Annotated in this window: 22 protein-coding genes and 1 pseudogene; 6 read left to right on the top strand and 17 right to left on the bottom strand. The window is 71.3% G+C overall.

Going from position 1 to position 24,684, the window contains the following annotated elements:
- Positions 1-5 precede the first annotated feature (5 nt).
- The 5 genes from EG812_RS16345 to EG812_RS16325 are packed head-to-tail and all read right to left on the bottom strand — an operon-like array spanning position 6 to position 5,576.
- The gene (locus EG812_RS16345; RefSeq protein ID WP_013733577.1) at positions 6-971 is read right to left on the bottom strand and encodes an ABC transporter ATP-binding protein; all 966 of its coding nucleotides are present in this window, start codon (positions 969-971) and stop codon (positions 6-8) included.
- Positions 968-1,948 (bottom strand): ABC transporter ATP-binding protein, encoded by a 981-nt coding sequence (locus EG812_RS16340; RefSeq protein ID WP_126712037.1) that lies wholly within the window; start codon positions 1,946-1,948, stop codon positions 968-970. Before EG812_RS16340 ends, EG812_RS16345 begins: the two co-directional genes overlap by 4 nt.
- A gap of 2 nt (positions 1,949-1,950) precedes the next feature.
- Positions 1,951-2,865: an ABC transporter permease gene (locus EG812_RS16335; RefSeq protein WP_013733575.1), complete on the bottom strand. Its 915-nt coding sequence runs from the start codon at positions 2,863-2,865 to the stop codon at positions 1,951-1,953.
- Positions 2,862-3,953 carry an ABC transporter permease gene (locus EG812_RS16330; RefSeq protein ID WP_013733574.1) on the bottom strand — a complete coding sequence of 364 codons (1,092 nt, stop codon included), beginning with the start codon at positions 3,951-3,953 and terminating at the stop codon, positions 2,862-2,864. The genes EG812_RS16335 and EG812_RS16330 overlap by 4 nt, the downstream gene beginning before the upstream one ends.
- Before the next feature lie 12 nt (positions 3,954-3,965).
- Entirely contained in the window at positions 3,966-5,576 is a 1,611-nt protein-coding gene (locus tag EG812_RS16325) for an ABC transporter substrate-binding protein (RefSeq protein WP_126712036.1), read from the bottom strand.
- A 280-nt stretch (positions 5,577-5,856) separates the two neighbouring features.
- Between EG812_RS16325 and EG812_RS16320 the strand changes: the two genes are divergently transcribed.
- Positions 5,857-6,393, top strand: coding sequence for a cupin domain-containing protein (locus tag EG812_RS16320; protein WP_013733572.1), 537 nt, complete (start codon positions 5,857-5,859; stop codon positions 6,391-6,393).
- Positions 6,394-6,438: 45 nt separating this feature from the next.
- Entirely contained in the window at positions 6,439-7,998 is a 1,560-nt protein-coding gene (locus EG812_RS16315; RefSeq protein ID WP_126712035.1) for a glycoside hydrolase family 43 protein, read from the top strand.
- Positions 7,999-8,070: 72 nt separating this feature from the next.
- Here the strand turns inward: EG812_RS16315 and EG812_RS16310 are convergent, their stop codons facing one another.
- From EG812_RS16310 to EG812_RS16300, 3 genes are all read right to left on the bottom strand, one after another.
- Positions 8,071-8,463 carry a YybH family protein gene (locus EG812_RS16310; RefSeq protein ID WP_126712034.1) on the bottom strand — a complete coding sequence of 131 codons (393 nt, stop codon included), beginning with the start codon at positions 8,461-8,463 and terminating at the stop codon, positions 8,071-8,073.
- Positions 8,464-8,626: 163 nt separating this feature from the next.
- The gene (locus EG812_RS16305) at positions 8,627-9,997 is read right to left on the bottom strand and encodes an endo-1,4-beta-xylanase (RefSeq protein ID WP_126712033.1); all 1,371 of its coding nucleotides are present in this window, start codon (positions 9,995-9,997) and stop codon (positions 8,627-8,629) included.
- A 207-nt stretch (positions 9,998-10,204) separates the two neighbouring features.
- A complete protein-coding gene (locus EG812_RS16300) occupies positions 10,205-10,393 on the bottom strand; it encodes a hypothetical protein (RefSeq protein ID WP_126712032.1) in 189 nt (62 codons plus the stop codon).
- 309 nt (positions 10,394-10,702) lie between these two features.
- Between EG812_RS16300 and EG812_RS16295 the strand changes: the two genes are divergently transcribed.
- Genes EG812_RS16295 through EG812_RS16285 form a run of 3 tightly spaced genes read left to right on the top strand, consistent with a single transcriptional unit; the run spans position 10,703 to position 14,201 of the window.
- Complete coding sequence (locus EG812_RS16295) at positions 10,703-11,308, top strand: DUF4956 domain-containing protein (protein ID WP_013733568.1); 606 nt, start codon at positions 10,703-10,705, stop codon at positions 11,306-11,308.
- A complete protein-coding gene (locus tag EG812_RS16290) occupies positions 11,305-12,129 on the top strand; it encodes a polyphosphate polymerase domain-containing protein (protein WP_126712031.1) in 825 nt (274 codons plus the stop codon). Before EG812_RS16295 ends, EG812_RS16290 begins: the two co-directional genes overlap by 4 nt.
- The gene (locus tag EG812_RS16285; RefSeq protein ID WP_126712030.1) at positions 12,120-14,201 is read left to right on the top strand and encodes a CotH kinase family protein; all 2,082 of its coding nucleotides are present in this window, start codon (positions 12,120-12,122) and stop codon (positions 14,199-14,201) included. Before EG812_RS16290 ends, EG812_RS16285 begins: the two co-directional genes overlap by 10 nt.
- An 85-nt stretch (positions 14,202-14,286) precedes the next feature.
- On the opposite strand, the gene EG812_RS16280 is transcribed toward EG812_RS16285, so the two are convergent.
- The 5 genes and pseudogenes from EG812_RS16280 to EG812_RS30090 form a co-directional block, all read right to left on the bottom strand.
- Positions 14,287-14,730, bottom strand: coding sequence for an arsenate reductase ArsC (locus EG812_RS16280; RefSeq protein WP_126712029.1), 444 nt, complete (start codon positions 14,728-14,730; stop codon positions 14,287-14,289).
- 8 nt (positions 14,731-14,738) lie between these two features.
- Complete coding sequence (locus tag EG812_RS16275) at positions 14,739-15,386, bottom strand: arsenate reductase ArsC (protein WP_126712028.1); 648 nt, start codon at positions 15,384-15,386, stop codon at positions 14,739-14,741.
- Complete coding sequence (gene arsB / locus EG812_RS16270) at positions 15,383-16,498, bottom strand: ACR3 family arsenite efflux transporter (RefSeq protein ID WP_126712027.1); 1,116 nt, start codon at positions 16,496-16,498, stop codon at positions 15,383-15,385. Before arsB ends, EG812_RS16275 begins: the two co-directional genes overlap by 4 nt.
- A gap of 1 nt (position 16,499) precedes the next feature.
- Complete coding sequence (locus tag EG812_RS30095; RefSeq protein ID WP_233579523.1) at positions 16,500-16,778, bottom strand: ArsR/SmtB family transcription factor; 279 nt, start codon at positions 16,776-16,778, stop codon at positions 16,500-16,502.
- Between the two features lie 75 nt (positions 16,779-16,853).
- Positions 16,854-17,210 (bottom strand): annotated as a pseudogene (locus EG812_RS30090) (ArsR/SmtB family transcription factor); the annotation flags it as partial.
- Positions 17,211-17,410: 200 nt separating this feature from the next.
- Between EG812_RS30090 and EG812_RS16260 the strand changes: the two are divergent.
- The gene (locus EG812_RS16260; RefSeq protein ID WP_233579502.1) at positions 17,411-18,919 is read left to right on the top strand and encodes an FAD-dependent oxidoreductase; all 1,509 of its coding nucleotides are present in this window, start codon (positions 17,411-17,413) and stop codon (positions 18,917-18,919) included.
- Positions 18,920-18,970: 51 nt separating this feature from the next.
- Here the strand turns inward: EG812_RS16260 and EG812_RS16255 are convergent, their stop codons facing one another.
- The 4 genes from EG812_RS16255 to EG812_RS16240 form a co-directional block, all read right to left on the bottom strand.
- Positions 18,971-19,642 carry a hypothetical protein gene (locus EG812_RS16255; protein WP_126712025.1) on the bottom strand — a complete coding sequence of 224 codons (672 nt, stop codon included), beginning with the start codon at positions 19,640-19,642 and terminating at the stop codon, positions 18,971-18,973.
- Between the two features lie 171 nt (positions 19,643-19,813).
- Positions 19,814-20,080 carry an acyl carrier protein gene (locus EG812_RS16250; protein WP_126712024.1) on the bottom strand — a complete coding sequence of 89 codons (267 nt, stop codon included), beginning with the start codon at positions 20,078-20,080 and terminating at the stop codon, positions 19,814-19,816.
- A gap of 3 nt (positions 20,081-20,083) precedes the next feature.
- A complete protein-coding gene (locus EG812_RS16245) occupies positions 20,084-23,155 on the bottom strand; it encodes a non-ribosomal peptide synthetase (RefSeq protein ID WP_199743884.1) in 3,072 nt (1,023 codons plus the stop codon).
- A 29-nt stretch (positions 23,156-23,184) separates the two neighbouring features.
- The gene (locus EG812_RS16240; protein WP_233579501.1) at positions 23,185-24,684 is read right to left on the bottom strand and encodes a class I adenylate-forming enzyme family protein; all 1,500 of its coding nucleotides are present in this window, start codon (positions 24,682-24,684) and stop codon (positions 23,185-23,187) included.

The following is a 24,684-nucleotide window of genomic DNA, read 5'->3' as shown; positions in this document are numbered from 1 at the left end:
CGTCCTCAGGGGGCGGCCACGGCGGCGGGGGCCGTGGCGGGGTCGTTGAGCCAGCAGGCGGCGCTGCGTCCGCCGAGGTCGAGGGTGGGTGGCTGGTCACCGCAGGGGGCGAAGGCGTGGGCGCAGCGGGGCCGGAACCGGCAGCCGGTGGGGGCGTTGGCCGGGTCGGGCACCTCCCCGGCGAGGGTGGCGGGCAGTCGTGGGGTGGGCCCGATCTGCGGTACCGCGTCGATGAGCGCCCGGGTGTAGGGGTGGCGCGGGTCGCGCCACAGGTCGCGGGTGGGTGCGGTCTCCACGATCCGGCCCAGGTACATCACGGCGGTGACGTCGGCGATCTCGTGGACCAGGGCGAGGTCGTGGGAGATGAACAGCATGCCCATGTCGAGTTCCCGGACCAGCCCGACGAGCAGGTTGACCACCTGAGCCTGCGAGGAGGCGTCCAGGGCGGTGACCGGCTCGTCCGCGATGATCATGCGGGGTTGCGGGGCGAGGGCCCGGGCGATGGCCAGCCGCTGCCGTTGACCGCCGGAGAACTGGTGCGGGTAGCGGTCGGCGGCCTCGGCGGGCATGCCGACCCGGTCGAGCAGCTCGATCACCCGGTCGGTACGGGCCGCGCCGGTCACCGTCGCCGGTACGCCGTCGAGCAGCTGGGCGCCGATGGTGCGCCGGGGGTTGAGCGAGGCGTACGGGTTCTGGAAGACCATCTGCAGACCGATCTCGGTCTCCGGTCGACGCCGCCAGCCCAGCGGGGTGATCGGGCGGCCGGCGAAGCTGACCTCACCGGCGCTCGGCGGAGTCAGTCCGACGGCGACCCGGGCCAGCGAGGACTTGCCGCAGCCGGACTCGCCGACCAGGCCGACGATCTGGCCGGGTGCCACGTCCAGGCTGACCCCGGCGACCGCGCGGACCCGACCGTTGCCCCGCGAGCGGTACTCGACCTGCACGTCGCTGATCCGCAGCAGACTGCTCATCGGGCTGCCACCTCCAGGTGCGGACGGACCACGCAGGCCACCGACCGGTGCGCGCCGGCCGGGGTCAGCGGCGGCGGGCTGGTGCCGCAGGCCGGTTCGGCGTACCCGCAGCGGGGTTGGAACGGGCAGCCCGGCGGCGCCTGGCCGGGCGCCGGTGGGCCGCCGGGGATCGGCCGCAGCGTGCCGACGGCCTGGGTGCCGTGCGGGCGGGCACCGAGCAGCGCGGCGGTGTACGGGTGGGTGGGTGCGGTGAGCAGTTCCCCGGTCGGTCCGGTCTCCACCACCCGACCGGCGTAGAACACGTAGCCCCGGGTGGTCAACGCGCTGAGCACCCCGAGGTCGTGGGTGATGAACGCGACGGCCAGACCGGTCTCGGCGCGCAACCGGTCCAGCAGGGCGAGGATGCCGGCCTGCACGGTGACGTCGAGGGCGGTGGTGGGTTCGTCGGCGATCAGCAGCCGGGGTCGGGCGGCCAGGGCGATGGCGATGGCCGCGCGTTGGCGCATGCCGCCGGAGAACTGGTGCGGGTAGGAGCGCAGGGCCCGTTCCGGGTCGGGGATGCGCACCTGGTCGAGCAGTTCCACCGCCCGCCGGTTCGCGGCCCGGCGGTCCATGCGCAGGTGCACCCGCATGTGTTCGGTGAGTTGGCGGCCGATGGTGAGCATCGGGTGCAGGGCAGCGGTGGGGTCCTGGAAGACCATGGCGATGCCGGCGCCCCGGACCCGCTGCCAGCCGCGCTGGTCCAGGCCGAGCAGGTCGGTGCCGGCGAACCGGGCCGACCCGCGGACCGTGGCGCCGGGGGGCAGCAGGCCGAGGAGGGTCTGCGCGGTGAGGCTCTTGCCGCAGCCACTCTCCCCTGCGATGCCGACCAGTTCACCCTCGTCGACGGTCAACGACACGTCGTGCAGGATCGGCAGCGGGCCGCGCGGGCCGGGCAGGGTGACGGCGAGGGAGTCGACGTCGAGCAGCGGTGCCATCTCTAACGTCCCTTCGCATAGCGGGGGTCGAGCCGGTCGCGCAGCGCGTCGCCGAGCACGTTGAACGCCATCACGACGGTGAGGATGGCCAGGCCGGGGAAGACGCTGACCCACCACATCGACAGGTCCTGGGAGCCGAGGGCGACCATCGAGCCCCATTCGGCGGCCGGTGGGCGGGGGCCCAGGCCGAGGAAGGAGAGCGCGGCCAGCAGCAGCACCGCGTTGCCGAGTTCCAGGGTGGCCAGCACGATCGCCGGGCCGATGCTGTTGGGCAGCACGTCGCGGCGCAGCGCCTGGACCGGTCCGACGCCGAGCAGCCGGGCGGCGTTGAGGTAGTCGTCGCCGCGCATGCTGAGCACGGCGCTGCGGATGACCCGGGCGTAGACCGGCCAGGAGACGATGACCAGGGCGAGGACGGCGTTGCGGGTGTTCGGGCCGAACGCGGCGGTGACCGCCATCGCGAGGATGATCTGCGGGAAGGCGAACACCAGGTCGGTCAGGCGCATCAACGCCTCGTCGGCGAGCCGGCCGAGGTAGCCGGCGAGCAACCCGAGCAGTCCGCCGATCAGCAGGGCCAGCGAGACGATGGCCAGGGCCAGGGGGATGGACAGCCGGGCGCCGTGGATGACCCGGCTGAGGATGTCCCGGCCGAGGGAGTCGGTGCCGAACCAGTGCGCCGCCGACGGTGACGCGTACGCGTCGGGGCTCTGGGCGAGCGGGTCGTAGGGGGCGATCAGGGGGGCGAAGATGGCCACCAGCAGCCAGCCGCCGAGGATGACCAGGGCCGCCAGGGTGACCGGCTGCCGCCAGACCGGACGGGTGCCGCCGCCGCGCAGCCGGCCGAGCCAGCGGCGTCGGCTCAGCGCCCGGTCCACCTTCGGATCCGGTGCCACCGGATCGGGTGCGATCGTGGTCATGACAGGCGGATCCTCGGGTCGATGAGCCCGTACAGCAGGTCGACGGTCAGGTTGACCAGCGTGTAGACAAGCGCCACGAAGAGGCTGACGCCGAGGATCGACGGCAGGTCCAGCGCGGTGGCGCTGCGGTAGGCGTACTGCCCGAGGCCGGGCCAGCCGAAGATGCTCTCCACCAGCACCGTGCCGGACAGCAGGGAGGCGAAGGCCAGGCCGGAGACGGTGACCACCGGGACCAGGCCGGCGCGCAGCAGGTGCCGGCGCAGCACCACCCGGGCCGGCAGACCCTTGGCGTACGCGGCGCGGATGTAGTCCTGCTGGAGCACTTCGAGCATGGCGGAGCGGACGAAGCGGACCAGCAGCGCCACGGTCAGGGAGGTCAGCACCAGCACCGGCAGGACCAGGTGCTGGGCGGCGTCCCAGGCGACGTCCCACTGCCCGGCCAGTGCCGCGTCGACGGTGTACATGCCGGTGACGGTGGGCGGTGGGCTGAAGGCGGTGGAGAGCCGGCCGCCGCTGGGGGCCAGGCCGAGTTTGTAGAAGAAGACGTAGAGCACGACGAGCGACAGCCAGAACGGCGGGGTGGACAGGCCCAGCAGGGCGCCGACGCGGACCAGCTGGTCGGTGAACCGGCCGTTGCGGACCGCGGCGAGCATGCCGATGCCGGTGCCGATCAGCAGTGCCAGCAGCATGGTGGGGATGGCCAGTTCCATTGTCGCCGGTACGTACCGGACCAGGTCGTCCACGACCGAGCGGCCGGTCTGCTGGGAGATGCCCAGGTCACCGGTGAGCAGGTTGCCCAGGTACTGGAAGTACTGCGCCCAGAGCGGCTGGTCCAGGCCCCACTTCTCCCGGAACGCGGCCACCGTGGCCGGGTCGTTGAGCGCCTGGTCCGACAGGTTCGCCGTGACCGGGTCGCCGGGGACCACGTTGACCAGCGCGAACGTCACCACGGTGACGCCCAGCAGCAGACCGGCGGTGATCGTCAGCCGCTTGGCCAGGAAGACCAGCAACGGATGCGCGCGGCGCGGCCGGGGCCGGGACGCGGTCGTGGTGACCGCGCCCGGCTTCCCGTCGTGAACTGTCGTCATCTGTGCTGCCGGCTACTTCCGGCCGACCGCGGCGACGTCGACCTGCCAACCGGCGGCGGTGTAGTCCGCGCCGGTCAGGTCGGCGGTCGCCACCACCGTGGAGGAGTTGCTGGCCAGCACGATGTACGGCGAGGACTGGTTCATCAGTCGCTGCCACTCCTGCATCGCGGTGGCCCGGGCGGCCAGGTCGAGGGTCTCGGTGACCATCTTGCCGGCGGCCACGACCGCCGCGTCGGCCCGGTCCACGGTCCAGCCGGAGCGCAGCGCGGTCGGCTGTCCGGGGGCCATGTTGTTGATCAGCGAGTCGGCGACCGGGTAGTTCAGGCTCTGCGGGGTGAAGCCCATCGGCATCTTCCCGCCGCGCATTTCGTCCAGGAAGGTGGTCAGCGGCTGCGGGTTCAGCTCCAGGGTGATGCCGGCCTCGGCGACGTCGCCCTGCACCTTGGTGGCCACGGTGCCGAGGTCCACGCCCTTGTAGGTGATGGCCGGGTAGCTGAACTTGACCTTGGGGTTGGTCAGGCCCGCCTCGGCGAGCAGCGCCTTGGCCTTGGCCACGTCGCGGGTCGACGCCTCGCCCTCGGGCAGCGCGCCGGGGAAGGCCGGGGCGACCAGACCGGCGCCCGGTGCGGCGCCCTGCCCGTAGAGGGCGGCGATGCCCTGGTAGTCGATGGCGGCCCGCAGCGCCTGGTTGAACTTCGCGTCGGCGGTCACCGCGGAGACGGCCGGGTCGGCGTTGAGGAACAGGAAGTAGACGGTGTCCTGCACGCCGGAGGTCTGCAGGGTGCCCGGCAGTCCTTCGAGCAGCTTGCCGGAGATGTCCAGCGAGATCTCGTTGGCCTCGGCGCGCTGCATGGTCAGCTTCTGGGTCTGCACGTCCATGTTGCGCAGCACGACCCGGTCGAACTTCGGCTTGTCACCCCAGTAGTCGGGGTTGGCCTCCAGCACCACCTGGGACTCCGGCTCGTACGACTTGAGCACGTACGGGCCGCTGCCGATGGAGTTGGTGTCGAGGTACTGCTGGGCGGTGTCGCCCTGGGCGGCGTCCTCGCCGTCCTTGGCGCCGTTCTCCTGGGCGACCTTGGCGTTGATCACAGCGGTGGAGGGCATGGAGAGCACCACCGGGACGTTGGGGTTGGCCGTCGCCGAGGTGACCACGACGGTGCTGTCGTCGGTCTTGCTGACGCTCAACTCGCTGACGGTGACCGCCGGGCTGGCCTTGATGTTCTTCAGCCGGTTGAGCGAGAACACCACGTCGTCGGCGGTGAGCGGGCTGCCGTCGGAGAACTTCACACCCTGCCGCAGCTTGAAGGTGAAGGTCTTGGCGTCCGCGGAGACCTCGTACGACTCGGCCAGCGCGGGGACCGGCTTGCTCACGTCCGAGCCCTCGAAGGTGAGCAGGGTGTCGTAGAGGGCGTGCACCGCGGTCAGGCCGGTCGCCTCGTAGACGCGGCCGGGGTCGAGGGTCTTGAGCACGAACGAGGTGTTGACGGTGAGCGTGGTGGCGCCGCTGCCACCGCTCGCGTTTCCGCCGCCACCGCCGGCCGTGCAGGCGGCGGTGGAGATGATGGCCAGCGCCGTCAGAGCGGATGCTCCGACGCGAAGCCGGCGGGGGGACACCGACATGCTGTTCCTACCTTCGTATGGCGCGGTCCGCTTCCGCGTGGGCCGCAGGTTGTCGACGACCTGGGACGTGAACGCCGGTGTCTCCGGTCGCGATGTCTCGGGTTTTCAGGGGCGGCATTTCAGGGTTGGATGGAGCCGGACTTGCGTTCGTCCGGTTCGTGCCTGGACGCGACGTGTCTACCAGTACCAAACAACGCTACAAGTTGTTTGACCACCCTAAACAGGGCCGTGTAGCTTGGTCAAACATTTTCAGCCACACTGTTATCGGATCGAGGTTTAGATGCTCGGTGATCGACTCCGCGATCTTCGGCAGCAGCACTCCATGACGCTGCGCCAACTCGCCACGGCCGCCGACGTGTCCCCCGCGCTGCTCAGCCAGATCGAGAACGGCGCGACCGATCCGAGCCTGTCCACGCTGCGCAAACTGGCCCAGGTCTTCGACACCTCGATCGCCGAGCTGTTCTCCGAGCCCGAGGCGCCCGCGGTGCACCTCAGCCGCGCCGGCAACCGCAGCCGACTGACCGCTCCCCCCGGCCAGATCACCTACGAACGACTCACCCCCGGTCGCGGCGACCTGGAGGTGCTCCAGGCCCACCTCGCGCCCGGCGACGCCAGTTCGGCCGAACCGTGGGCCCATCCGTCGACCGAATGCGCCATCGTCATCACCGGCGAGGTCGTCGCCGAGATCGGCGGCGAGAAGCACGTCCTGGCCGCCGGCGAGGCGGTCACCTTCGACTCCCGGCTGGCCCACCTCTACCGCAACGCCAGCGACGAACCGGCCCACCTGATCATCGCGGTCACCCCACCCACCCCCTGAACACCAGGGGTACGCACGAGCTACCGCCGCCTAGCATCGGTGCACATGACCGATTCCGCCACCTTCGGCAACCCCGTCGTGCCCGGCTTCCACCCCGATCCCAGCGTGTGCCGGGTGGGCGAGGACTACTACCTGGTCTGTTCCAGCTTCGAGTACTTCCCCGGCGTACCGATCTTCCACAGCCGGGACCTGGTGAACTGGCGGCAGATCGGCAACGTGCTCGACCGCCCGAGCCAACTCGAACTACCGCCGGACGCGCACGCCTCCGCCGGCATCTACGCCCCGACCATCCGACACCACGACGGCCGCTTCTACCTGGTCACCACAAACGTCACCACCGGCCGCCACCTGCTGGTCACCGCCACCGACCCGGCCGGCCCGTGGTCGGAGCCGGTCCACCTCGACGTGCCGCACATCGACCCGTCGCTGACCTGGGACGACAACGGGGACTGCTGGTTGACCGTGTCGGGGGTCGAGTCGTACCGGATCGATCCGGAGACCGGCACGGTGTTGGAAGGGCCGGTGCCGATGTGGTCGGGCACCGGCGGGCAGTACCCGGAGGCCCCGCACCTGTACCGGATCGGCGACTGGTGGTACCTGCTGGTCTCCGAGGGCGGTACGCACACCGGGCACGCCGTCTCGATCGCCCGGTCGCGCAGCATCCGGGGCCCGTTCGAGCCCGGCCCGGTCAACCCGTTCCTGACCCACCGCAGCACCGACCGGCTGGTGCAGGCCACCGGCCACGCCGACCTGGTGCAGGCCACCGACGGCAGCTGGTGGATGGTGCTGCTGGGCATCCGGGCCAAGGGCCAGTGGCCGCCGTACCACGTCCTCGGCCGGGAGACGTTCCTGGTGCCGGTGCGCTGGGTGGACGGCTGGCCGGTGGTGGATCCGGTCGAGGAGACGATGACCGCGCCGGCCGGCAGCCCGCCCGCCCTGGCCGCGGTAGGCGACCCGGGTGCGTACCGGGACGACTTCGACGCCACCGACGCGCTCGCGCCGGAGTGGATCTCGCTCCGGGAACGGCCGAAGGACAGCTGGTCGTTGACCGAGCGGCCCGGCTGGCTCACCCTGCACGCGGCCGGCACGACCCTGGACCGCTCCGGCGCCACCCTGGTCGCCCGCCGGCAGCAGCACCACGACTGCCGGGCCGGCGTGCACGTCGATCCCGGCGCGGGTCGGGCCGGGCTGACGTTGCGCATCGACGAGGCACACCACTACGACATCGAGGTCGCCGACGGGCTGGTGCAGGTGATCGGCCGCGTCGGGCCGTTCCGGCAGGTCTTCGGTGAGCTGTCGGTGCCGGCCGGCCCGGTCACCCTGACCATCGCCACCCGCACCGACGACCTGCTGCCGCCGACGGTGACCGCCGCCGACCAGGTGACGGCCCCCGGCGCCCCCTTCGGCGTGCGCCCCGCCGCGTGCGACACGGTCAGCTTCGAGGTGTTGACCGACGGCGGGCCGGTGGTGCTCGCCGAACTCGACGGACGGTACCTGTCCACCGAGGTCGCCGCCGGTTTCACCGGCCGGGTGTTCGGCCTCTACGTCACCGAGGGCAGCGCGGCCTTCGACTGGTTCGACTACCGCCCGAGCGCCCGCTCCTGACCGGCCACCTGCTCGCGGGCGTCCGCCTCCGGTGTGCCGGACGGACGCCCGCGGCGCAGATGCGGTGTCGCGTCAGCTGTCGGTGGGGTGGGTGGCGGTCGACTGCGCCGGCCAGAAGGGCCATTCCTCGAAGGACGCGCATCGCCCGTCCGCAGCGAACCGCATGATCCACAGATCGCGGTACTCCTGGTCGACGGGGGCCCCGTAGCGGACCTCCAACCGCGCCACCGCGGTGTCGCCCTCGACCGCGACCACCTCGCTGGTCATCTGGAACACCTCGTCCGGACCGTCCCGCTCGGCTTCCCACATCCGGGCTATCGCGGGTAGACCGACGACCGGTTCCCGGTACGGCCCCTGCCGGTAGCTCGCCTGCTCGGTGAAGATCGTGGCGAGCGCCTCCGTGCCCGGCGTCCGCCAGGCCTGCTCGTAGGCCGAGATCCAGCCGGTCACCTGCTCCCTGTCCATGGTTGTCAGCCTGCCATGTGCCCTGGACGGGTGCGCGTTTCGGCGTAATGGCGGTGTCAGGTGGGGTGGATGGCCGCCGTATCGCCGAAACGGCGACGAGCACGCGATGAGCCGTCGGCCGTGCGGGAGGACCCGCACGGCCGACGGCCGGTGGTGGTGTGGATCAGCCGGCGGTGCAGGACACGATCTGCGGTCGGGCCCCGGAGTTGCCGTTCATCATGGTGGTGAAGCCGAACGTGTTGCCGCTGCCGTTGGAGCGCATCGTCATCACGTTGCCACTGCCGTCCCAGGTGGGGTTGCCGCTCCAGGTGGCGGAGATGCGCTGCGGCGGGGTGATGTTGACGACCACCGACCAGGTGCTGGCGCCGCTGACGGTCACCGAGGTGTTGTAGCGGTCGCCCCAGACCTGACCGGGCGAGATCGTCGCGGTGCAGCCGCCGGGGTTGGTGGGCGGCGGGGTGGTGCCGGGCGGCGGGGTGGTCGGGTCGCCGCCGCCGGGCGCGGCGCTGTTCAGCGCGTTGAGCACGGCGTTGTAGGCGGCCTTCTTGTTGCCGCCACCGTCGAACAGCAGCGGGCTCTCGTTGGAGCGCCACGAGTCGGAGTCACGGATGCCCCAGACGGTGATGCCCTTGCAGCGCGGGACGGCGAGGCAGTCGTTGACCGTGTTGCGGTAGGCGTCGCTCGGCGCGTTGCGGATGTCCAGCTCGGTGATGTGCACGTCGACGCCGAGGGCGGCGAAGCTGGACAGCGTGGTGCGGTAGTTGCTCGGGTAGTTCGAGCCGCCGGTGAAGTGCGACTGCAGGCCGACGCAGTCGATCGGGACGCCGCGCTGCTTGAAGTCCCGCACCATCCGGTAGACGGCCTGGGTCTTGGCGTCGTTCCAGTTGTCGATGTTGTAGTCGTTGTAACACAGCTGCGCGTTCGGGTCGGCGGTGCGCGCGGCGCGGAAGGCCGCCTCGATCCAGTCGCTGCCGGTGCGCTCCAGGTTGGAGTTACGGCGGGCGCCGCTCGATCCGTCCTCGAACGCCTCGTTCACCACGTCCCACCAGGCGATCTGGCCGCGGTAGTGGGTGGCGACCTGGGTCACGTGGTTGAGCATGGCGTTGCGCAGCTGCTGGCCGGACATGTTCCGCATCCAGTCCGGCTGCTGCGAGTGCCAGGCCAGGGTGTGGCCCCGGACCTGCATGTTGCGGCTGCGGGCGTGCTGGACGAGCCGGTCGCCGTTGCCCCAGTTGAACTGCCCCTGCTGCGGCTGGAGCGCGTCGATCTTCATTTCGTTCTCGGCGGTGACCTGGTTGAACTCGCGGTTCAGGATGTTCGTGTACGCCGAGTCGTTGAGCCGGTTCACCGCGACCGCGGTGCCGAAGTAGCGTCCGCTCTGCGCTGCCGCGGCGCCGAGGGTGGTCTCGGCGGCGCTGGCGTTGCCGGGCAGCACCACAGCGCCGGCCGCTGCCATCAGACCCGCGGCAGTCAGCGCCAGGGCCGCCCGCAGCCGTCTCGGCCGTCCGGGTGCTCGGGAGGAATCCTTGCTCATCTGATGCTCCTTCCGGGTCCGGTGGCCCGGTTGCGGGCAGCATGAATCCGGACTCGCGGGATAGGGACGATGCCCGCGATTCCCAGACAAAGGGATCGCATCGGCCTTACTGGCCGGAAGTATTTCAGCGTGGTTTCACGCCCGTCAATGACTTCCGGAAATTTTTCGGAAGTTTCGACGCCGCCGACACTGCACGGAAACGCTTGATCATGAGGTTGACGACGCGCGAAGAACCAGGTGTTGCCCGCTCAACGCCATGATCAGCGGGCGCGGCGTCGAGGCGCGGACGAGGGTCACCCGGTCGCGCCGACCGGTGGGGCCGCCGGCTGCGCGGCCGAAGGTCCGGAAGGTGTCGGCGATCGCTTCCGGCTTGCGGGGCGTCAGCGGCACCGACATCGCGACCGACCGCCCGAGCCCCACGACCCGTACACATGATCACCGAAGCTCTCTTCCAGGGCGCTCCGAAGGTGATTGACCCTGATCAATGACGATCAGTCCGGCCCGATCGCCGGCGAGGGCGAGCCGTCGCATTGGCGACCATGTGATCAGCATTGACCGATTTCAATGTGTAGGTTTACTATTCCGAAATCGTTCCCGCAAGTTCACCGGAAGTTCCGGCCGTGTTCGGCCGCTCGTCGCTCGCGTGTGGCACGCCGCGCGGACGGTGCCGGGCCGGCGTGGCAGCGACCCAGGAGGACGGAGAAGATGCCGCAGCTCGTCCTGTTCGCGATCGACATCTGCGCGGTGGTGTTGCTCGTCTTCGGGCTCTACTTTCCACGCCACCGTCGCCGCGATCTCGTCGTCGCCTATCTGGGTGTCAACGTCGGCGTTCTCGCCGTCGCCAGCGCGCTGAGCGCGAGCAATGTCGGTGCCGGGCTCGGCCTGGGGTTGGCGCTGTTCGGCGTACTGTCGATCATCCGGCTGCGGTCGACGGAGCTCGACCAGCACGAGGTCGCTTACTACTTCTCCGCGCTGGCCCTGGGCATCCTCGGGGCGCTGAGCACCACCTCGGTCTGGCTCAGTGGCGGGCTGATGGCGCTCATCCTGGTGGTGATGTTCCTCGGCGACCATCCGCGGCTGCTGCGCCACTACCGGCACCAGATCATCGTGCTCGACTCCGCCGTCACCGACCAGGTCACCCTCGTCGCCCACCTGGAGCAACTGCTCGGCGCCCGGGTGCACACCGCCACCGTGCAACGACTCGACCTGGTCAACGAGACCACCCTGGTCGACGTGCGGTACTCGGTGCGGGGTCGGGGTGGCGCACCGGTCGCGGCGGGCAGGCCGGCCCAGGCGGGAGCGGGTCGATGACCCCGATCACCGCGCCGTGGACCGAACTCGCGCCGGTCGGGCTGACCGAACTCGTCGACCGGGCCGCCCTGCAGACCCGCGTCGACCGCAAGTACGTCGTGCCCCTCGACGAGCTGCCGGACCTGCTGGCACAGCTGTCCCCGTACGCCCGGGTGCTGGACATCGACGGTGTGCGCGCCTTCCGGTACGAGTCGGTGTACTTCGACACCCCACGGCTGGCCAGCTACCACTGCGCGGCGTACCGGCGACGCCGGCGGTTCAAGGTCCGCACCCGCAGCTACCTGGACTCCGCGCAGTGCTGGCTCGAAGTCAAGATCAGTGGGGCGCGGGGCAGCCTCACCAAGCATCGGCTGCCCTACCGGCCACAGGATCGGGCGACCGTGCAACCCGGTCGCACCTTCGTGCAGGAGGCGCTGGAGCGCGAGGCGGTCTGCCCGACGGTCGACAGCACGCTGGATCCGGTGCTCGTCACCACGTACCAGCGGGCGACCCTGCTGCTGACCGCCACCGCCAGCCGGGTCACCGTCGACACCGACCTGACCTGGCGGTGCGGCGACCGGACGCTGCGCCTGCCCGACCTCGCCGTGGTCGAGACCAAGACCAGCCGGGCCGCCTCGGTGGCCGACCGACTGCTGTGGCAGCGGGGCACCCGGCCGGTACGCATCTCCAAGTACGCCACCGGGTTGGCCGCCCTACGCCCGGAACTGCCGGACTCGCCGTGGCGGCGGACGCTGCGCCGGCACTTCCGCGACAGCACACCCTCGACGGGCACCACACCGTCCACCATCGCTCGATCCGTCCAGGAGGCATCGTGCGTCTGACCGTCCGCAGTACCCGCCTCGTCATCCCGGCACGTGCCGTCGGCGTCGTCACCGCCGCCGTGCTGGTCGCCGGACTGCTCCTACCGGCATCGCCGCCGGCCGGGGCCGAACCCGCCACTGCACCGATCGGCAGCGGCCCGGCCGTCGACACCGGCGTCAGCGCCGCCGCCGACGATCTGCAGGGCGACATCACCTTCTCCGTACCCAGCGGCACCTTCGCCGGCGAGGTCACGGTGTCGCTGGGCACCACCGTCAGCGGCGCGCAGATCCGCTACACCACCGACGGTCGGCTGCCCACCGCCGCGTCGACGGTGTACTCCGGCACGCCGCTGCGGTTGACCCGGACCACCCAACTGCGCGCCCAGGCCTTCGTCGGGCAGACCGCCACCGGCGCGCCCGGCACCGCCATGTACGTCGCCCGCAACACCACCACCGCCCACGACCTGCCGGTGATCCTGATCGACTCGTACGGAGCCGGGCGTCCCCAGCGGGACTACTTCGACGCCGCCACCATGATCTTCGAGCCCGGTGGGGGCAGCACCTCGTTGGCCGCCGCGCCCACCGTGGCGACCCGCGCCGGGTTCCGGCTGCGCGGGCAGTCGTCGTCGAGCTTCGACAAGACGCCGTACCGGATCGAGTTCTGGGACAACGACGACGATGACGCCGATTATCCGGTGCTGGGCATGCCCGCCGACTCGGACTGGGTGCTGCGCGGCCCGTTCACCGACAAGGCGCTGATCCGGGAGGCGTTCGTCTACGACCTGGGTCGGGAGATGGGCCTGCCCGCCCCCCGGTACGCCTTCGCGGAGTTCTACCTCAACACCGACGCCGGGCCGGTCGGCGCCGACGACTACATGGGCGTCTACATGATCGTCGAGACGATCAAGAACTCGAAGAACCGGCTCGACCTCAAGCAGTTGCGCGCCGACGACCGGACGCTGCCGAGGATCACCGGCGGCTACATCTTCAAGTTCGAGTGGATGGCCGCCGAGGAGCCGACCCTGCCGTGCACCGGTCCCGCCGCCACCTGCTGGAACTACCTGGAGGTCGCCGACCCGTCCCCGCTGCAACCGGAGCAGCGTGACTGGCTGCGCAACCACATCCAGGAGTTCCACAACGTGCTGCGGGCACCGAACTTCGCCGACCCGACGACCGGGTATCGGGCGTACATCGACGTGGACTCCTTCATCGACCAGCTCATCGTCAACGAGCTGAGCCGGGAGATGGACTCCTACGTCCGCAGCGCGTACTTCTACAAGGACCGGGACACCAAGATCTTCGCCGGGCCGCTGTGGGACTACGACCTCAGCTTCGGCGTGGGTGGCTACTTCGCCAACGACCAGACCTCCGGCTGGCAGCACCAGCAGGGCCGGCAGCCGCTGGCGAACGACTGGTTCACGCAACTGCTGCGCGATCCGGCCTTCGTCAATCAGGTCCGGCTGCGCTGGCAGACGCTGCGGCGCGGCCCGCTGTCCGACGCGGCGTTGCAGTCCCGCCTCAACGCGCTCAGCGCGCCGCTGACCAACGCGGCGCAACGCAACTTCCAACGCTGGCCCAACCTGAGTACGCGGATGATCGGCCCGTTCATCACCCCGACCGCACCCACCTGGCAGGGACAGGTGCAGTACCTGCGGGACTGGATGCTGCGCCGCGCCGCCTGGCTGGACTCGACCGCCGGGTGGGGTGGCCCCACCACCACTCCCCCGCCGACCACCCCGCCGCCGGGGCCGACCACCCCGCCGCCGGGGCCGACGACCCCGCCGCCGGGCGGTGACGCCTGTACGGCGACGTACGCGGTGACCAACCAGTGGACCGGCGGCTTCCAGGCCGAGGTACGGGTCACCGCCGGCTCGGCCGCGATCGGCAACTGGACGGTGACCTGGACCTTCGCCAACGGGCAGACGATCAGCCAGGCGTGGAACGCGACAGTCACCAGCCAGGGATCGGCGGTCACCGCCCGCAACGTCAGCTACAACGGCACCCTGGCCGCAGGCGCCAGCACCACGTTCGGCTTCCTCGGCACGTTCGCCGGCACGAACACCGCGCCGAGCCTGCGCTGCACGACAAGCTGACCGGGTGATCCGTTCCTGGCACCGGGCAGCCCGCTCCGGTGCCAGGAACATCCGCCCGTCCTTGATCAGCTCGACCGGGATGGACTCACCCTCGCCGCGCTGCGGCAGCCCCACCTGATCCGGTCGTCGGGACGAGGTCAGCGAGCAGTTCCTCGATGCGGGTCTTGATCTCGTCGCGGATCGGGCGCACGGCTTCGACGCCCTTGCCGGCCGGGTCGTCGAGCTGCCAGTCCTCGTAGCGCTTGCCGGGGAAGACGGGGCAGACGTCGCCGCAGCCCATGGTGATGACGACGTCGGAGGCTTCGACGGTGTCGTACGCCAGGAGCCGGGGTGTCTGGTCGGTGATGTCGATGCCGACCTCGCGCATGGCCTCGACGGCGGCGGGGTTGATGGTCTCGGCGGGGGCGGACCCGGCGGAGCGGACCTCGACGGTGTCGCCGGCGAGGTGACGCAGCCAGCCGGCGGCCATCTGGGAGCGGCCGGCGTTGTGCACACAGACGAACAGCACGCTGGGCTTGTCAACGGACACGGATCTTCCTATCGGTGGGTGCGGTGGTCGGTGAGGTCTTCGAGCAGCGCCCGCACGCGGGTGTCGATGTCGTCGCGCACGGCGCGCGTCACGTCGAGGTCATCGTCGGTAGGGTCCGCCAGGTCCCAGTCCAGGTAGCGCTTGCCAGCGATGATGGGGCAGGCGTCGCCGCATCCCATGGTGACCACGACGTCCGCAGCGCGCAGCACGTCGTCGGTAAGCGGCTTGGGGAACGCGTCGCCGAGGTCGATACCAACCTCGGCGAGCACGGCTGCGGCGGCGAAGGACACCGTCGCGCCGGGTGCGGAACCGGCGGAGCGGACGTTGACCCGACCCCGGGCGTGGTGGGTCATGAGCGCGGCGGCCATCTGGGAGCGCCCGGCGTTGTGTACACACAGGAACAGCACTTCGGGTACGGGCTTGCCGATGGCGCCGTTGGCCTGTGCAAGGGCGGTGAGCCGGTCGGTGGCGAAGCGTTCGGTCAGCGCGGGCAGGTGCTGATCGAGGCGAGCCGTGCGGTGGAGCGCGACGTAGGACTCGTTGACGTAGCGACCGATGGTCTCGGGGTTGAAGACGCCGGAGAACTTGTCAGCCAAGGTGGCGGCCACCCTTTCCAGCACGGCGTCGACGGTGAGCAGTGTCGGCATCTGGTTCATGACCGGCTCCGGGAGACTGTGGCAGGCAGGGTGACCGGGTCGGCGGAAAACAGACGTCGACGCAGGGCGAGGCTGACGTAGACCAGGGCGACCAGCACCGGGACCTCGATGAGCGGGCCGACGACACCGGCGAGGGCCTGGCCGCTGGTGACGCCGAACGTACCGATGGCCACGGCGATGGCGAGTTCGAAGTTGTTGCCGGCGGCGGTGAAAGCGAGGGTGGTGGTGCGTTCGTAGTTCAGCCCGATGGCCCGGCCGAGGGCGTAGGAGCCGGCCCACATGACCGCGAAGTAGACCAGCAGCGGCACCGCGATCAACACGACGTCCCAGGGCTGCGAGGTGATGGCGTCGCCCTGCAGAGCGAACAGGATGACGATGGTGAAGAGCAGCCCATAGAGGGCGACCGGTCCGATCCTCGGCAGGAAGCGGTTCTCGTACCAGGTGCGGCCCTTCGCGCGTTCGCCGAGCCGACGGGTGAGGTAGCCGGCGAGCAGCGGGATGCCGAGAAAGATCAACACGTTGACCGCGATGTCCCACCCGGACACCTGCAACTGGGCGCCGGCCAGGTTGAGCCAGTCCGGCAGCACGGACAGGTAGAACCAGCCGAGCAGACCGAACGCGAGGACCTGGAACACGGAGTTGAGAGCGACGAGAACGGCCGCGGCTTCGCGGTCGCCGCAGGCCAGGTCGTTCCAGATGATGACCATGGCGATGCAACGGGCGAGGCCGACGATGATCAGACCGGTGCGGTATTCGGCGTGGTCGGCGAGGAAGATCCAGGCGAGGGCGAACATAAGGGCCGGGCCGAGAATCCAGTTGAGCAGCAGCGAGGACAGCAGCAGCCGACGATCGTCGGTGACGGAGTCGAGCCGGTCGTAGCGGACCTTGGCCAGCACCGGATACATCATGACCAGCAGGCCGAACGCGATCGGCAGAGAGATCCCGCCGATCGTGACAGCTTCCAAAACGGTGTTCAGGCCGGGGATGATCCGGCCGAGTAGCAGACCGGCGGCCATGGCCAGACCGATCCACAGCGGGAGGAGCTGGTCGAGGCGCGACAGCCGCGCGACAATCGCCGGCGGTACGTCGCCAGCCGTGGTGGTGTTCGTCATGTCAGCAGGTCCTGAAGTTCTCGGAGTGGGCCCGGGCCTGCGCGGCGAGGTCCGCCAGGTGCAGCGCCGCACCCTGTAGGACGTCCGGTACGAGCCGGTAGTAGGTGAAGCGCCCGCGTGGCTCGGCGGTCACGACGCCGGCGTCACGCAGCAGCTTGAGATGTCCAGACACGTTGGGCTGCTTCGCTCCGGTGTCCGCGACCAGGTGCGAGGTGGTCGCCGGGCCGGTGGCGAGGATCCGCGCGATCTGCGCCCGCAACGGGTCCGCCAACAACCGCACCACATCAGGATTGGCTGATATCAGCGCCTCCTGATTCGAGTCGGGTCGAGTGTCCGACACCGCCGACGCCGCACGGGACGATCTGCCGGTGTCACTGGTCAACAGGTTGCCGAGCAGGTCCAGAGCCTCCGTGCGCACCCAGTAGTAGACCCAGGTGCCCCGGCGTTCGCAGTCGACCATGCCAGTCTCGCGCAGCACCCGCAGGTGGTGCGAGATGGTCGCCCCGGTCACATCGAACGCCTCGGTCAGGTCACAGACGCAGACCTCAGTGGTGGAGGCGATGAGTGACAGCAGCCGCAGCCTGATGGGGTCACCCAACGCCTTGAACAGCGGTGCCAGCTCGCCTGCGACCTGCGGCGCGAGAGGCTGCACCGACAGCGGCGGGCAACAGCCCTGCGCCACGGCGGTGTCCAGCACGGAAAGGACCGACATGCGTCTAGCTTGACAGTCGTCTAGCAACGATGCAAGGTAGGGGCGTCAGTTCGACAAGAGTCGAGTCACCGATCAGCGGGAGCTGATGTTCGCGGCCCACACAGGGTCACGGCTGTCGACCGGCTTGCGCGATCGCATCGGGGCGTGGTGTCGCGGCGGAACGCGTTTACCCACGTCAGGAAGCAGGGAGAGTCGTCATCATGAACGAGGACCAGAGCGCCGCAGCGTGCTGCGGCGCCACGCAGGCAGTCGAGCAGGCCGCCGCGCCGGCCAGTGCGGGCAGCGCCCCGGGCGCGAAGGTCGAGCCAGCCGAGGCGAACGCGGGCTGCTGCAGCCCCAACGACGCATCAGCCGCGACTGATGACCGTGTGGCGGCCCGGACGACCGGGCAGGCCGGGCGGGTCGACGGGTCACACCCGGTCGTGGTCATCGGCGCCGGCCCGGTGGGGCTGGCCGCGGCGGCACACCTGCACGAGCGGGGAATCCCGTTCACCGTGCTGGAGGCCGGACCCTCGGCCGGGGCGGCCGTAGCCCAGTGGGGACACGTACGGTTGTTCTCGCCGTGGCGGTACAACGTCGACCACGCCGCCCGGCGGCTGCTGGAAGCCGCCGGCTGGGTCGGCCCCGACCCGGATCTGCTGCCGACCGGTGCCGAACTGGTCGAGGCGTACCTGCGGCCGCTGGCGACGCTGCCGCAGATCGTCCCGCACGTCCGCTACGACGCCCCGGTCGCGGCGATCGGCCGGGCCGGCGTCGACCGGGTCCGGACCGCCGGCCGCGAGCAGGCGCCGTTCGTCGTACGCCTGGAAACCGGCGAGGACGTCCTCGCCGCCGCGGTCGTCGACGCCTCCGGCACCTGGCGCACCCCGAACGTGCTCGGCGCCAACGGACTCCCCGCGCACGGCGAGACCGACCCGCAGACCAGGACGTTCGTCGACCCGGCGCTGCCCGACGTGCTCGGTGTCGACCGTGACCGGTACGCCGGCCGGCACATCGTCGTCGTCGGCGCGGGACACTCCGCCGCGAACACCCTGCTCGCGCTCGCCGAACTGGCGGCACAGGAGCCCGGCACGACCGTCACCTGGGCCACCCGGGGCGGTTCCATCGGCCGGGCGATCGGCGGCGGGGACGCCGACGCGCTTCCCGGCCGGGGTGCGCTGGGCACCGGAGTCAAACTGCTCGTCGACTCCGGTCGGGTCCGGTTGGTCCCCGGCTTCGCGGTGCACGCCGTCGCCGCCGTCGACGGGCGCATCCAGTTGACCGCCGCCGACGGGCGTACGGTGACCGCCGACCGGATCATCGCCGCCACCGGCTTCCGACCCGACCACCGCATCGCCGCCGAACTGCGCCTCGACCTCGATCCCGTGCTGGGCTGCACCCGGGCCCTCGCCCCACTGATCGACCCGAACGACCACTCCTGTGGCACCGTCCGTCCGCACGGTGTCGACGAACTCACCCAACCCGAACCCGGCTACTTCGCCGTCGGCATGAAGTCCTACGGTCGCGCCCCGACCTTCCTGATGGCCACCGGATACGAGCAGGTCCGCTCCATCGCCGCAGCGCTGACCGGGGACTGGGTCGCCGCCCGTGACGTGCAGCTCGACCTGCCCGAGACCGGCGTCTGCTCCGCCACCCCGAGCGTGGACCTGCCGCGCGCAGAGCTTGGTCTGGTCACCGCCTCCGCCGGGGGCAACTGCTGCGGAGGGTGACCAACCGCCCCACCGCCGCCGCCCACCACCCGAGTGTGGGCCGACGGTGGATCAGCCGCCGTGGCCCTCGGCCGCGCCGTCGGGCGTCAAGGCGCCGTCCGCGCTGCCGGTGTCCAGGTGTACGTGTCGGTGGCCCTGCCCGGCGTCGATGTTGATCTGGTCGAGCTGGGTGGCGGCCACCGACCAGGTGGTCACGGCGACGGCCGCCTGCCGCGCGGCCAGCGCCAGCCGTTCGTCGGCCGCGTCCGCGGCAGCGGCCAGGGCGAGCGTGTCGACAGCGATGGCGGCCTGTTCCACCGCGCTGCGCAGCCCGCCACGGGCGACGTTGGTGGCGGTCGTACCCGACGGCGGGTCGGCGAACCGCTCGGTCAGTTGCCGCATGGTCTGCTGCCACTGGCCGACCTGCGCCGCCTCGGGCGGACGGCCGGCTTCCGACGCCTGCCGGATGGCCGTGAGGATGGGCGACAGCTCGTCTCCGGTCCGGTGGGCCAGGTCGGTGAGCTCGATGATCTGCTGCGCGTCGCGCTCGGCGTCGGCCTTCTGCAGCCGCGCGATGCTCGCCTCGGTCTCGCTCGGCCGTCCCACGGAGTAGCCGATCAGCCCGCCGAGCAGGCCGGTGGCCAGCGCCGCCGCAGCGATGCCGGCGACCAGGCGGGTCCGGGCTGACGCCTTGCGGGCGGGCGGATCGAGCAGGTAGGAGGGCCTTCCGGTCTTGGGGGACATCACACTCCTCGCATCGACGACCATCTGGCTGGGAGATTAGCGCACCTGACGCAAGCCGACGGGGTCATCGACCTCCGGTGGGAGATCGCCGTTACGCCGGTATGGCGGTATCCCGCCCCAGCTGACCCCGCCATACCGGCGATACGGCGGCACCAAACCCCCGTCGACCGGTCAGGCCTGGTCGGGGGTGGGTGCCGGACCGGTGGCGGTCAGCAGGGCCACCAGGTCGTCGAGGGTGTCCAGGGGTGGTCCACCATTCAGGTCAATCTCGACGCCGTACTCCAGCTCGATCGCGTCGACCAGGCGCAGCAGGGCGAGCGAGTCGACGCCGAGGGCGATCAGGGACTCGCCGGCCAGTACGTCGGCCGCCGCCACCTCGCCCGCCGTGGCCTCGTCCACCAGTGCCGCGACCCGCTCGCGCAGTGCAGTGTCATCCATGTCTCAGGACTCCTTCTTCACCTGTCGGACGATGTCGGCGATCTCGGCAATGGTCGGGGTGTCGAAGAAGGCGTCCAGCGGTACGTCGACGCCGAGCCGTTGCTGGATGCGACCGCTGATCCGGGTGATGGTCAGCGAGTGTCCACCCAGGTCGAACAGGTCCTCGTGCACGCCGATGTCGGGGATCCGCAGCACCTCCTGCCAGATCAGCCGCAGCTGCGCCACCAACGGATCGTCGTCGACCGGCCCGGCGTCGTCGACCGGCCCGGCGGCAACGGCGGTCGGCCGGGCGGTCGGTGCGGGTAGCGCGGCCCGGTCCACCTTGCCGTTCGCGTTCAGCGGTAGCCGGTCGAGGATGACGTAGTCGCTGGGCAGGGCCGCCTGCGGCAGGCTCGACGCGAGATGGTGACGCAGGTCGGCCGACTCCGGCACCCCACCCGGTCGGGGCACCAGGTACGCGACCAGGCGCGGCTCGTCGGTGTCCTGCCGGAGCACGGTGACCGCCTCGGCCACCCCGGGATGGTCGAGCAGCCGAGCGTCGATCTCCCCCAGTTCGATCCGATGGCCCCGGATCTTGACCTGGTGATCGGTGCGGCCGAGGAACTCGATGTGCCCGTCCGGCCGCCACCGGCACCGGTCCCCGGTGCGGTACATCCGCTGCCCGACCGGACCGTACGGGTCGGGCACGAACCGTTGCGCGGTCAGATCGTCGCGCCCCAGGTAGCCGAGGGCCACCCCGGCACCGGCCAGGTGCAGCTCACCGGGCAGGCCGACAGGCGTGGGCAGCCCGGCGGTGTCCAGGATGTACGCCCGCACGTTCGGCAGTGGAGTGCCGATGGTGACGTCGACGGGGTCGGCGGGAATGTCGGCCATCGTGGCGTACACGGTGGCTTCGGTCGGGCCGTACCCGTTGATCAGCCGGGTGGTGCGGGCCCGCAGCTCCCGGGCGAGGGTGACCGGCAGCGCTTCGCCGCCGGCGACCGCGACCAGCGGTGGCGTGGGGTCGCCCGGAGCGCCGAGGCCGGCTTCCAGCAGTACCCGCCAGCCGGACGGGGTGGCCTGGGCGTGGGTGACGCCGGCGGAGCGGACCAGCGCCAGCACGGCCGGGCCGTCCAGGGCACTGACCGTCGAGGCGACCACCACCTGCCCGCCGGTGACCAGGGGCAGGAAGACCTCCACCGTGGAGATGTCGAACGACAGCGACGTCAGGTGCAGCCAACGGTGCGTCGGCCCGCTGCCCAGTAGGTCCCGGACCCCGAACAGCATGTTCGCCAGGGACCCGTGCCGGATCGCCACACCCTTGGGACGGCCGGTGGATCCGGAGGTGTAGAGCACGTAGGCCAGGTCATCGACGCCGGGTCGCTCGTCGGGTTCGGTCGGCAGCGGGCCGTCGAGCAGGGCGACGTCGGTCAGGGCCAGGGTGGGCCGGTCCGAGGCGGTTCCGGTGGCGGTCACCACCAGGGTCGGGGCGGCGTCGGCCAGCACCGCGTCCTGTCGGGCCGCCGGGTGCGCCGGGTCGATCGGCAGGTAGGCGGCACCGCAGCGCAGCACCGCCAGCATGGTCGCCACCGCCTGCCAGGACCGTTCCAGTGGCATCGCCACAAGCGATGCAGGGCCGACGCCGCGCTGCCGCAACGCCCCGGCGAGCCGCCGGCTGGCCTCGTCGAGTCGGCGGTAGCTCAACGTCAGGTCACCGTCGACCAAGGCCGGGGCGTCCGGGTCCGCCGCGACCCGGGCGGCGAACAGGTCCGGCACGGTCGCCGCCGGACAGCTACGGGTGGTGTCGCTGCCGGCGCGGGTGACCTGGTCGAGTTCGTCGGCGGGCAGCAGCGGCAGCCGCGCCACGGGCCGGTCCGGGTCGGCGATCACGGCGGCGAGCAGGGTGTGCAGGTGTCCGCCGATGCGGCGTACCGCGTCGGTGTCGATGGCGGTGGGGCTGTGGTGAAGGCTCACCGTGATGCCGGTGGGTGCGTCGACCATCTGCACGTGCAGCGCGTTGCGGGCGGCGCCGCTGAACAGGGTCCACTCCACCTGGCTGGGCACGCCGGGGAAGACCGGCTCGGCGGCGCGTCGTCGGTAGCCGACGCTGACCGGGGTGAGCGCCGGTGCCGGCCGCAGGCCGGGCACGGCATGGGCCAGCGGCACGGCCCGGTGCCGGTACACCTCCCGCAGCCGGGCCCGCAACCCTTGGGCGTGGTCGCGGAAGGTCGCCGTGGCGGTGTCGGCAGCGACCGGCAGTTCGTTGACGAAGAGCCCGACCAGGTCGGCCTGTTCGGGGGTACGGGTGGACAGCGCCACCCCCACCGGGACGCCCAGGTTGCCGTAGCGGGCGAGCAGGGCGTGCAGCGCCGCGAAGAGCACCTCGAAGCGGGTCACGCCCAGCGTTCGGGCCAGCCGGTCGACCCCGTCGACCAGCTCGGCGGGCAGGTCCGCGGCGACGGCAGCACCCGGTTCGGCGGCGGTGGGCAGCCGACGCAGACCGGGCAGGACCACGTCACCGGGGCCGGACCAGTGCCCAGCCCAGTAGTCGCGGGCGGCGGGCAGGTCCGCGGCGATCCGCTGCTGTTCGGCCGCGGCGAGGCCGCTGTAGTCGTCGGCGCGGGCTGGCAGGTCGGTGGGCTCCTGCGCCCGGGCTGCGGCGTACGCGACGGCCAGGTCCCGGGCGAGGACGTCCTTGGAGGTGCCGTCGAAGGCCACATGGTGTGCGGTGACCAGCAGCAGGTACTCACCCCCGACGCCGGTGAGCAGGGTGAACCGGGCCAGCGGTCCGGCCTGCAGGTCGAACGGGCGGGCGATCTCCTCGGCGATCCGGGCGTCGGTCAGGTCGCCGAAGCCGACCGACGGGCGGGTGTCGGCCGGGGCCAGCCGCGGGGTGCCGTCGTCGTCGCCGGTGATCCGGGCGGACAGGATCGGGTGCCGCTCGATCACGCTCGTGCAGGCCGCGACGAGGGACTGGGTGTCGAGTTCGGCGCCGAACCGTACGCCCAACGCCATGTGATACGCCGTGCCGGCGGTCCCGGCCTGCTCGGTGAACCAGACCGCGTGCTGTGCGTACGTCGCCTCGGCGGTGCCCACATCTGCTCCCCTGGTTGTGCTGGCGGTGGTCATGTCTGGAACAGGTCGGTGAGCTGCCGTTTGAGCACCTTGCCGCCCTCGTTGTGCGGCAGCCGGTCGAGCACCAGCAGGCGGGCGGGCAGCTGGTAGTCGGCCAGCCGGTCGGCGAGGAAGCCGCGTACCACGGGCAGGGTGAGGTCGTCCGGGCCGGCCGGGGGGCGGAGCACGACGGCGGCGGCGACCGCCGAGCCGAGCACCGGGTGCGGTATCCCGACCACGGCGGCCTCGGCGACCAGGGGGTGTTCGTGCAGTGCCGCTTCCACCTCCAGGGTGGAGACCTTGAACGCGCCGGTTTTGATCACGTCCTGGTGCCGGTCGGTGAGGTACAGGTAGCCGTCGGCGTCGAGGCGGCCGACGTCGCCCATCCGCACCCACCCGTCGCGGAAGGTGGCCCGGTTGGCGGCCTCGTCGCGGTAGTAGGCGCGGGTGAAGGGGGCGCGCAGCCACACGTCGCCGGTGGTGCCGGCGGGCAGCGGGTTGCCGTCGGCGTCGGCGACCATCAGCTGTCCGCCGACCGGTCGGCCGACCGCGTCCCGCCGCGCCGGGTCGTAGATCATCGTGGTCTGCGCCGGGGCGGCCTCGGTGGAGGTGTAGTAGTTGACGATTGTCGCCGCCGGGAAGGCCTCGGCCAGCCGGGCGGCGACCGCCGGTGCCAGCGGCGCGGCGGTGGACCCGATCAGCTGTACGCCGCTGGTGTCCCGCCCGCGCAGCGCGCCGGAGTCGAGCAGTTCGACGGCGATCGACGGGACCACGAAGACGGTGCCGGTGCCGGGGGCCTCGGTCAGCCGGGCGAAGCGCAGTGGGGTGAAGCGGGGCAGGGTCAGCGCGCCGGCCTTGGCGGTGAGTGCGTTGAGCAGCATGGTCTGCCCGGCGTTGGTGCCGATGGCGAAGGCGTGCAGGAACCGTCGGGAGTGGGCCAGGGCCAGCCGGCGGGGATGCTGCGGTGCCCCGACGGTCAGGTTGGCGTGGCTGGCCGCCACCCCCTTGGGTCGCCCGGTGGTGCCGGAGGTGTAGAGGATCTGGGCGAGGTCACCGGGGCGGGCCGTCGGGGCGTCGAGGTGCTCGGGGGCCGTCTCGGTGAGCAGGTCGGCGCAGGTCCAGACCGGCAGTCCGGCCGGTACGGGCGGGGCGGGGGTGTCGTCGCCGTGCAGTACGGCGGTGGCCGCGCAGTGGGTCAGCGCGTATTCGAGTTGTCCGGCGGCGAGCCGGTCGGACAGGGGCACGGCCACCCCGCCGGCCCGCAGCACCGCGCAGTACGCGACGGCGAAGCGGGTCCAGTCGCGGGCACCGAAGAGCAGGCCGACCCGGTCACCCCTCCGCAGTCCCCGGGCCCGCAGGGCGGCGGCGAGTCGGCTCGACTCGGCGGCCCAGCCGGCGAAGGTCAGGGTGGCTACGCCGTGCACCTCGACGGCCACCTGTTCCGGGTGCAGACTGGCGCGCCAGTCCAGCAGGTCCGGCACCGTACGGGGTGCGGGTGTCGTCGGCGGCAT

Source organism: Verrucosispora sp. FIM060022 (genome assembly GCF_003977705.1).
Taxonomy (GTDB): domain Bacteria; phylum Actinomycetota; class Actinomycetes; order Mycobacteriales; family Micromonosporaceae; genus Micromonospora; species Micromonospora gifhornensis.
The sequence above is the reverse complement of the archived record's forward strand: the minus strand, read 5'-3'. Positions and strand labels throughout refer to the sequence as shown.

Coding starts and splice junctions, on each gene's coding strand:
- EG812_RS16290 (WP_126712031.1), top strand. CDS start 11,305: ATGACCCCGATCACCGCGCCGTGGACCGAACTCGCGCCGGTCGGGCTG.
- EG812_RS16300 (WP_126712032.1), bottom strand. CDS start 10,393: ATGTCGGTGCCGCTGACGCCCCGCAAGCCGGAAGCGATCGCCGACACC.
- EG812_RS16275 (WP_126712028.1), bottom strand. CDS start 15,386: ATGAACCAGATGCCGACACTGCTCACCGTCGACGCCGTGCTGGAAAGG.
- EG812_RS16240 (WP_233579501.1), bottom strand. CDS start 24,684: ATGCCGCCGACGACACCCGCACCCCGTACGGTGCCGGACCTGCTGGAC.
- EG812_RS16255 (WP_126712025.1), bottom strand. CDS start 19,642: ATGTCCCCCAAGACCGGAAGGCCCTCCTACCTGCTCGATCCGCCCGCC.
- EG812_RS16325 (WP_126712036.1), bottom strand. CDS start 5,576: ATGTCGGTGTCCCCCCGCCGGCTTCGCGTCGGAGCATCCGCTCTGACG.
- EG812_RS16330 (WP_013733574.1), bottom strand. CDS start 3,953: ATGACGACAGTTCACGACGGGAAGCCGGGCGCGGTCACCACGACCGCG.
- EG812_RS16340 (WP_126712037.1), bottom strand. CDS start 1,948: ATGGCACCGCTGCTCGACGTCGACTCCCTCGCCGTCACCCTGCCCGGC.
- EG812_RS16305 (WP_126712033.1), bottom strand. CDS start 9,997: ATGAGCAAGGATTCCTCCCGAGCACCCGGACGGCCGAGACGGCTGCGG.
- arsB (WP_126712027.1), bottom strand. CDS start 16,498: ATGACGAACACCACCACGGCTGGCGACGTACCGCCGGCGATTGTCGCG.
- EG812_RS16315 (WP_126712035.1), top strand. CDS start 6,439: ATGACCGATTCCGCCACCTTCGGCAACCCCGTCGTGCCCGGCTTCCAC.
- EG812_RS16250 (WP_126712024.1), bottom strand. CDS start 20,080: ATGGATGACACTGCACTGCGCGAGCGGGTCGCGGCACTGGTGGACGAG.
- EG812_RS16345 (WP_013733577.1), bottom strand. CDS start 971: ATGAGCAGTCTGCTGCGGATCAGCGACGTGCAGGTCGAGTACCGCTCG.
- EG812_RS16260 (WP_233579502.1), top strand. CDS start 17,411: ATGAACGAGGACCAGAGCGCCGCAGCGTGCTGCGGCGCCACGCAGGCA.
- EG812_RS16310 (WP_126712034.1), bottom strand. CDS start 8,463: ATGGACAGGGAGCAGGTGACCGGCTGGATCTCGGCCTACGAGCAGGCC.
- EG812_RS16320 (WP_013733572.1), top strand. CDS start 5,857: ATGCTCGGTGATCGACTCCGCGATCTTCGGCAGCAGCACTCCATGACG.
- EG812_RS16335 (WP_013733575.1), bottom strand. CDS start 2,865: ATGACCACGATCGCACCCGATCCGGTGGCACCGGATCCGAAGGTGGAC.
- EG812_RS16295 (WP_013733568.1), top strand. CDS start 10,703: ATGCCGCAGCTCGTCCTGTTCGCGATCGACATCTGCGCGGTGGTGTTG.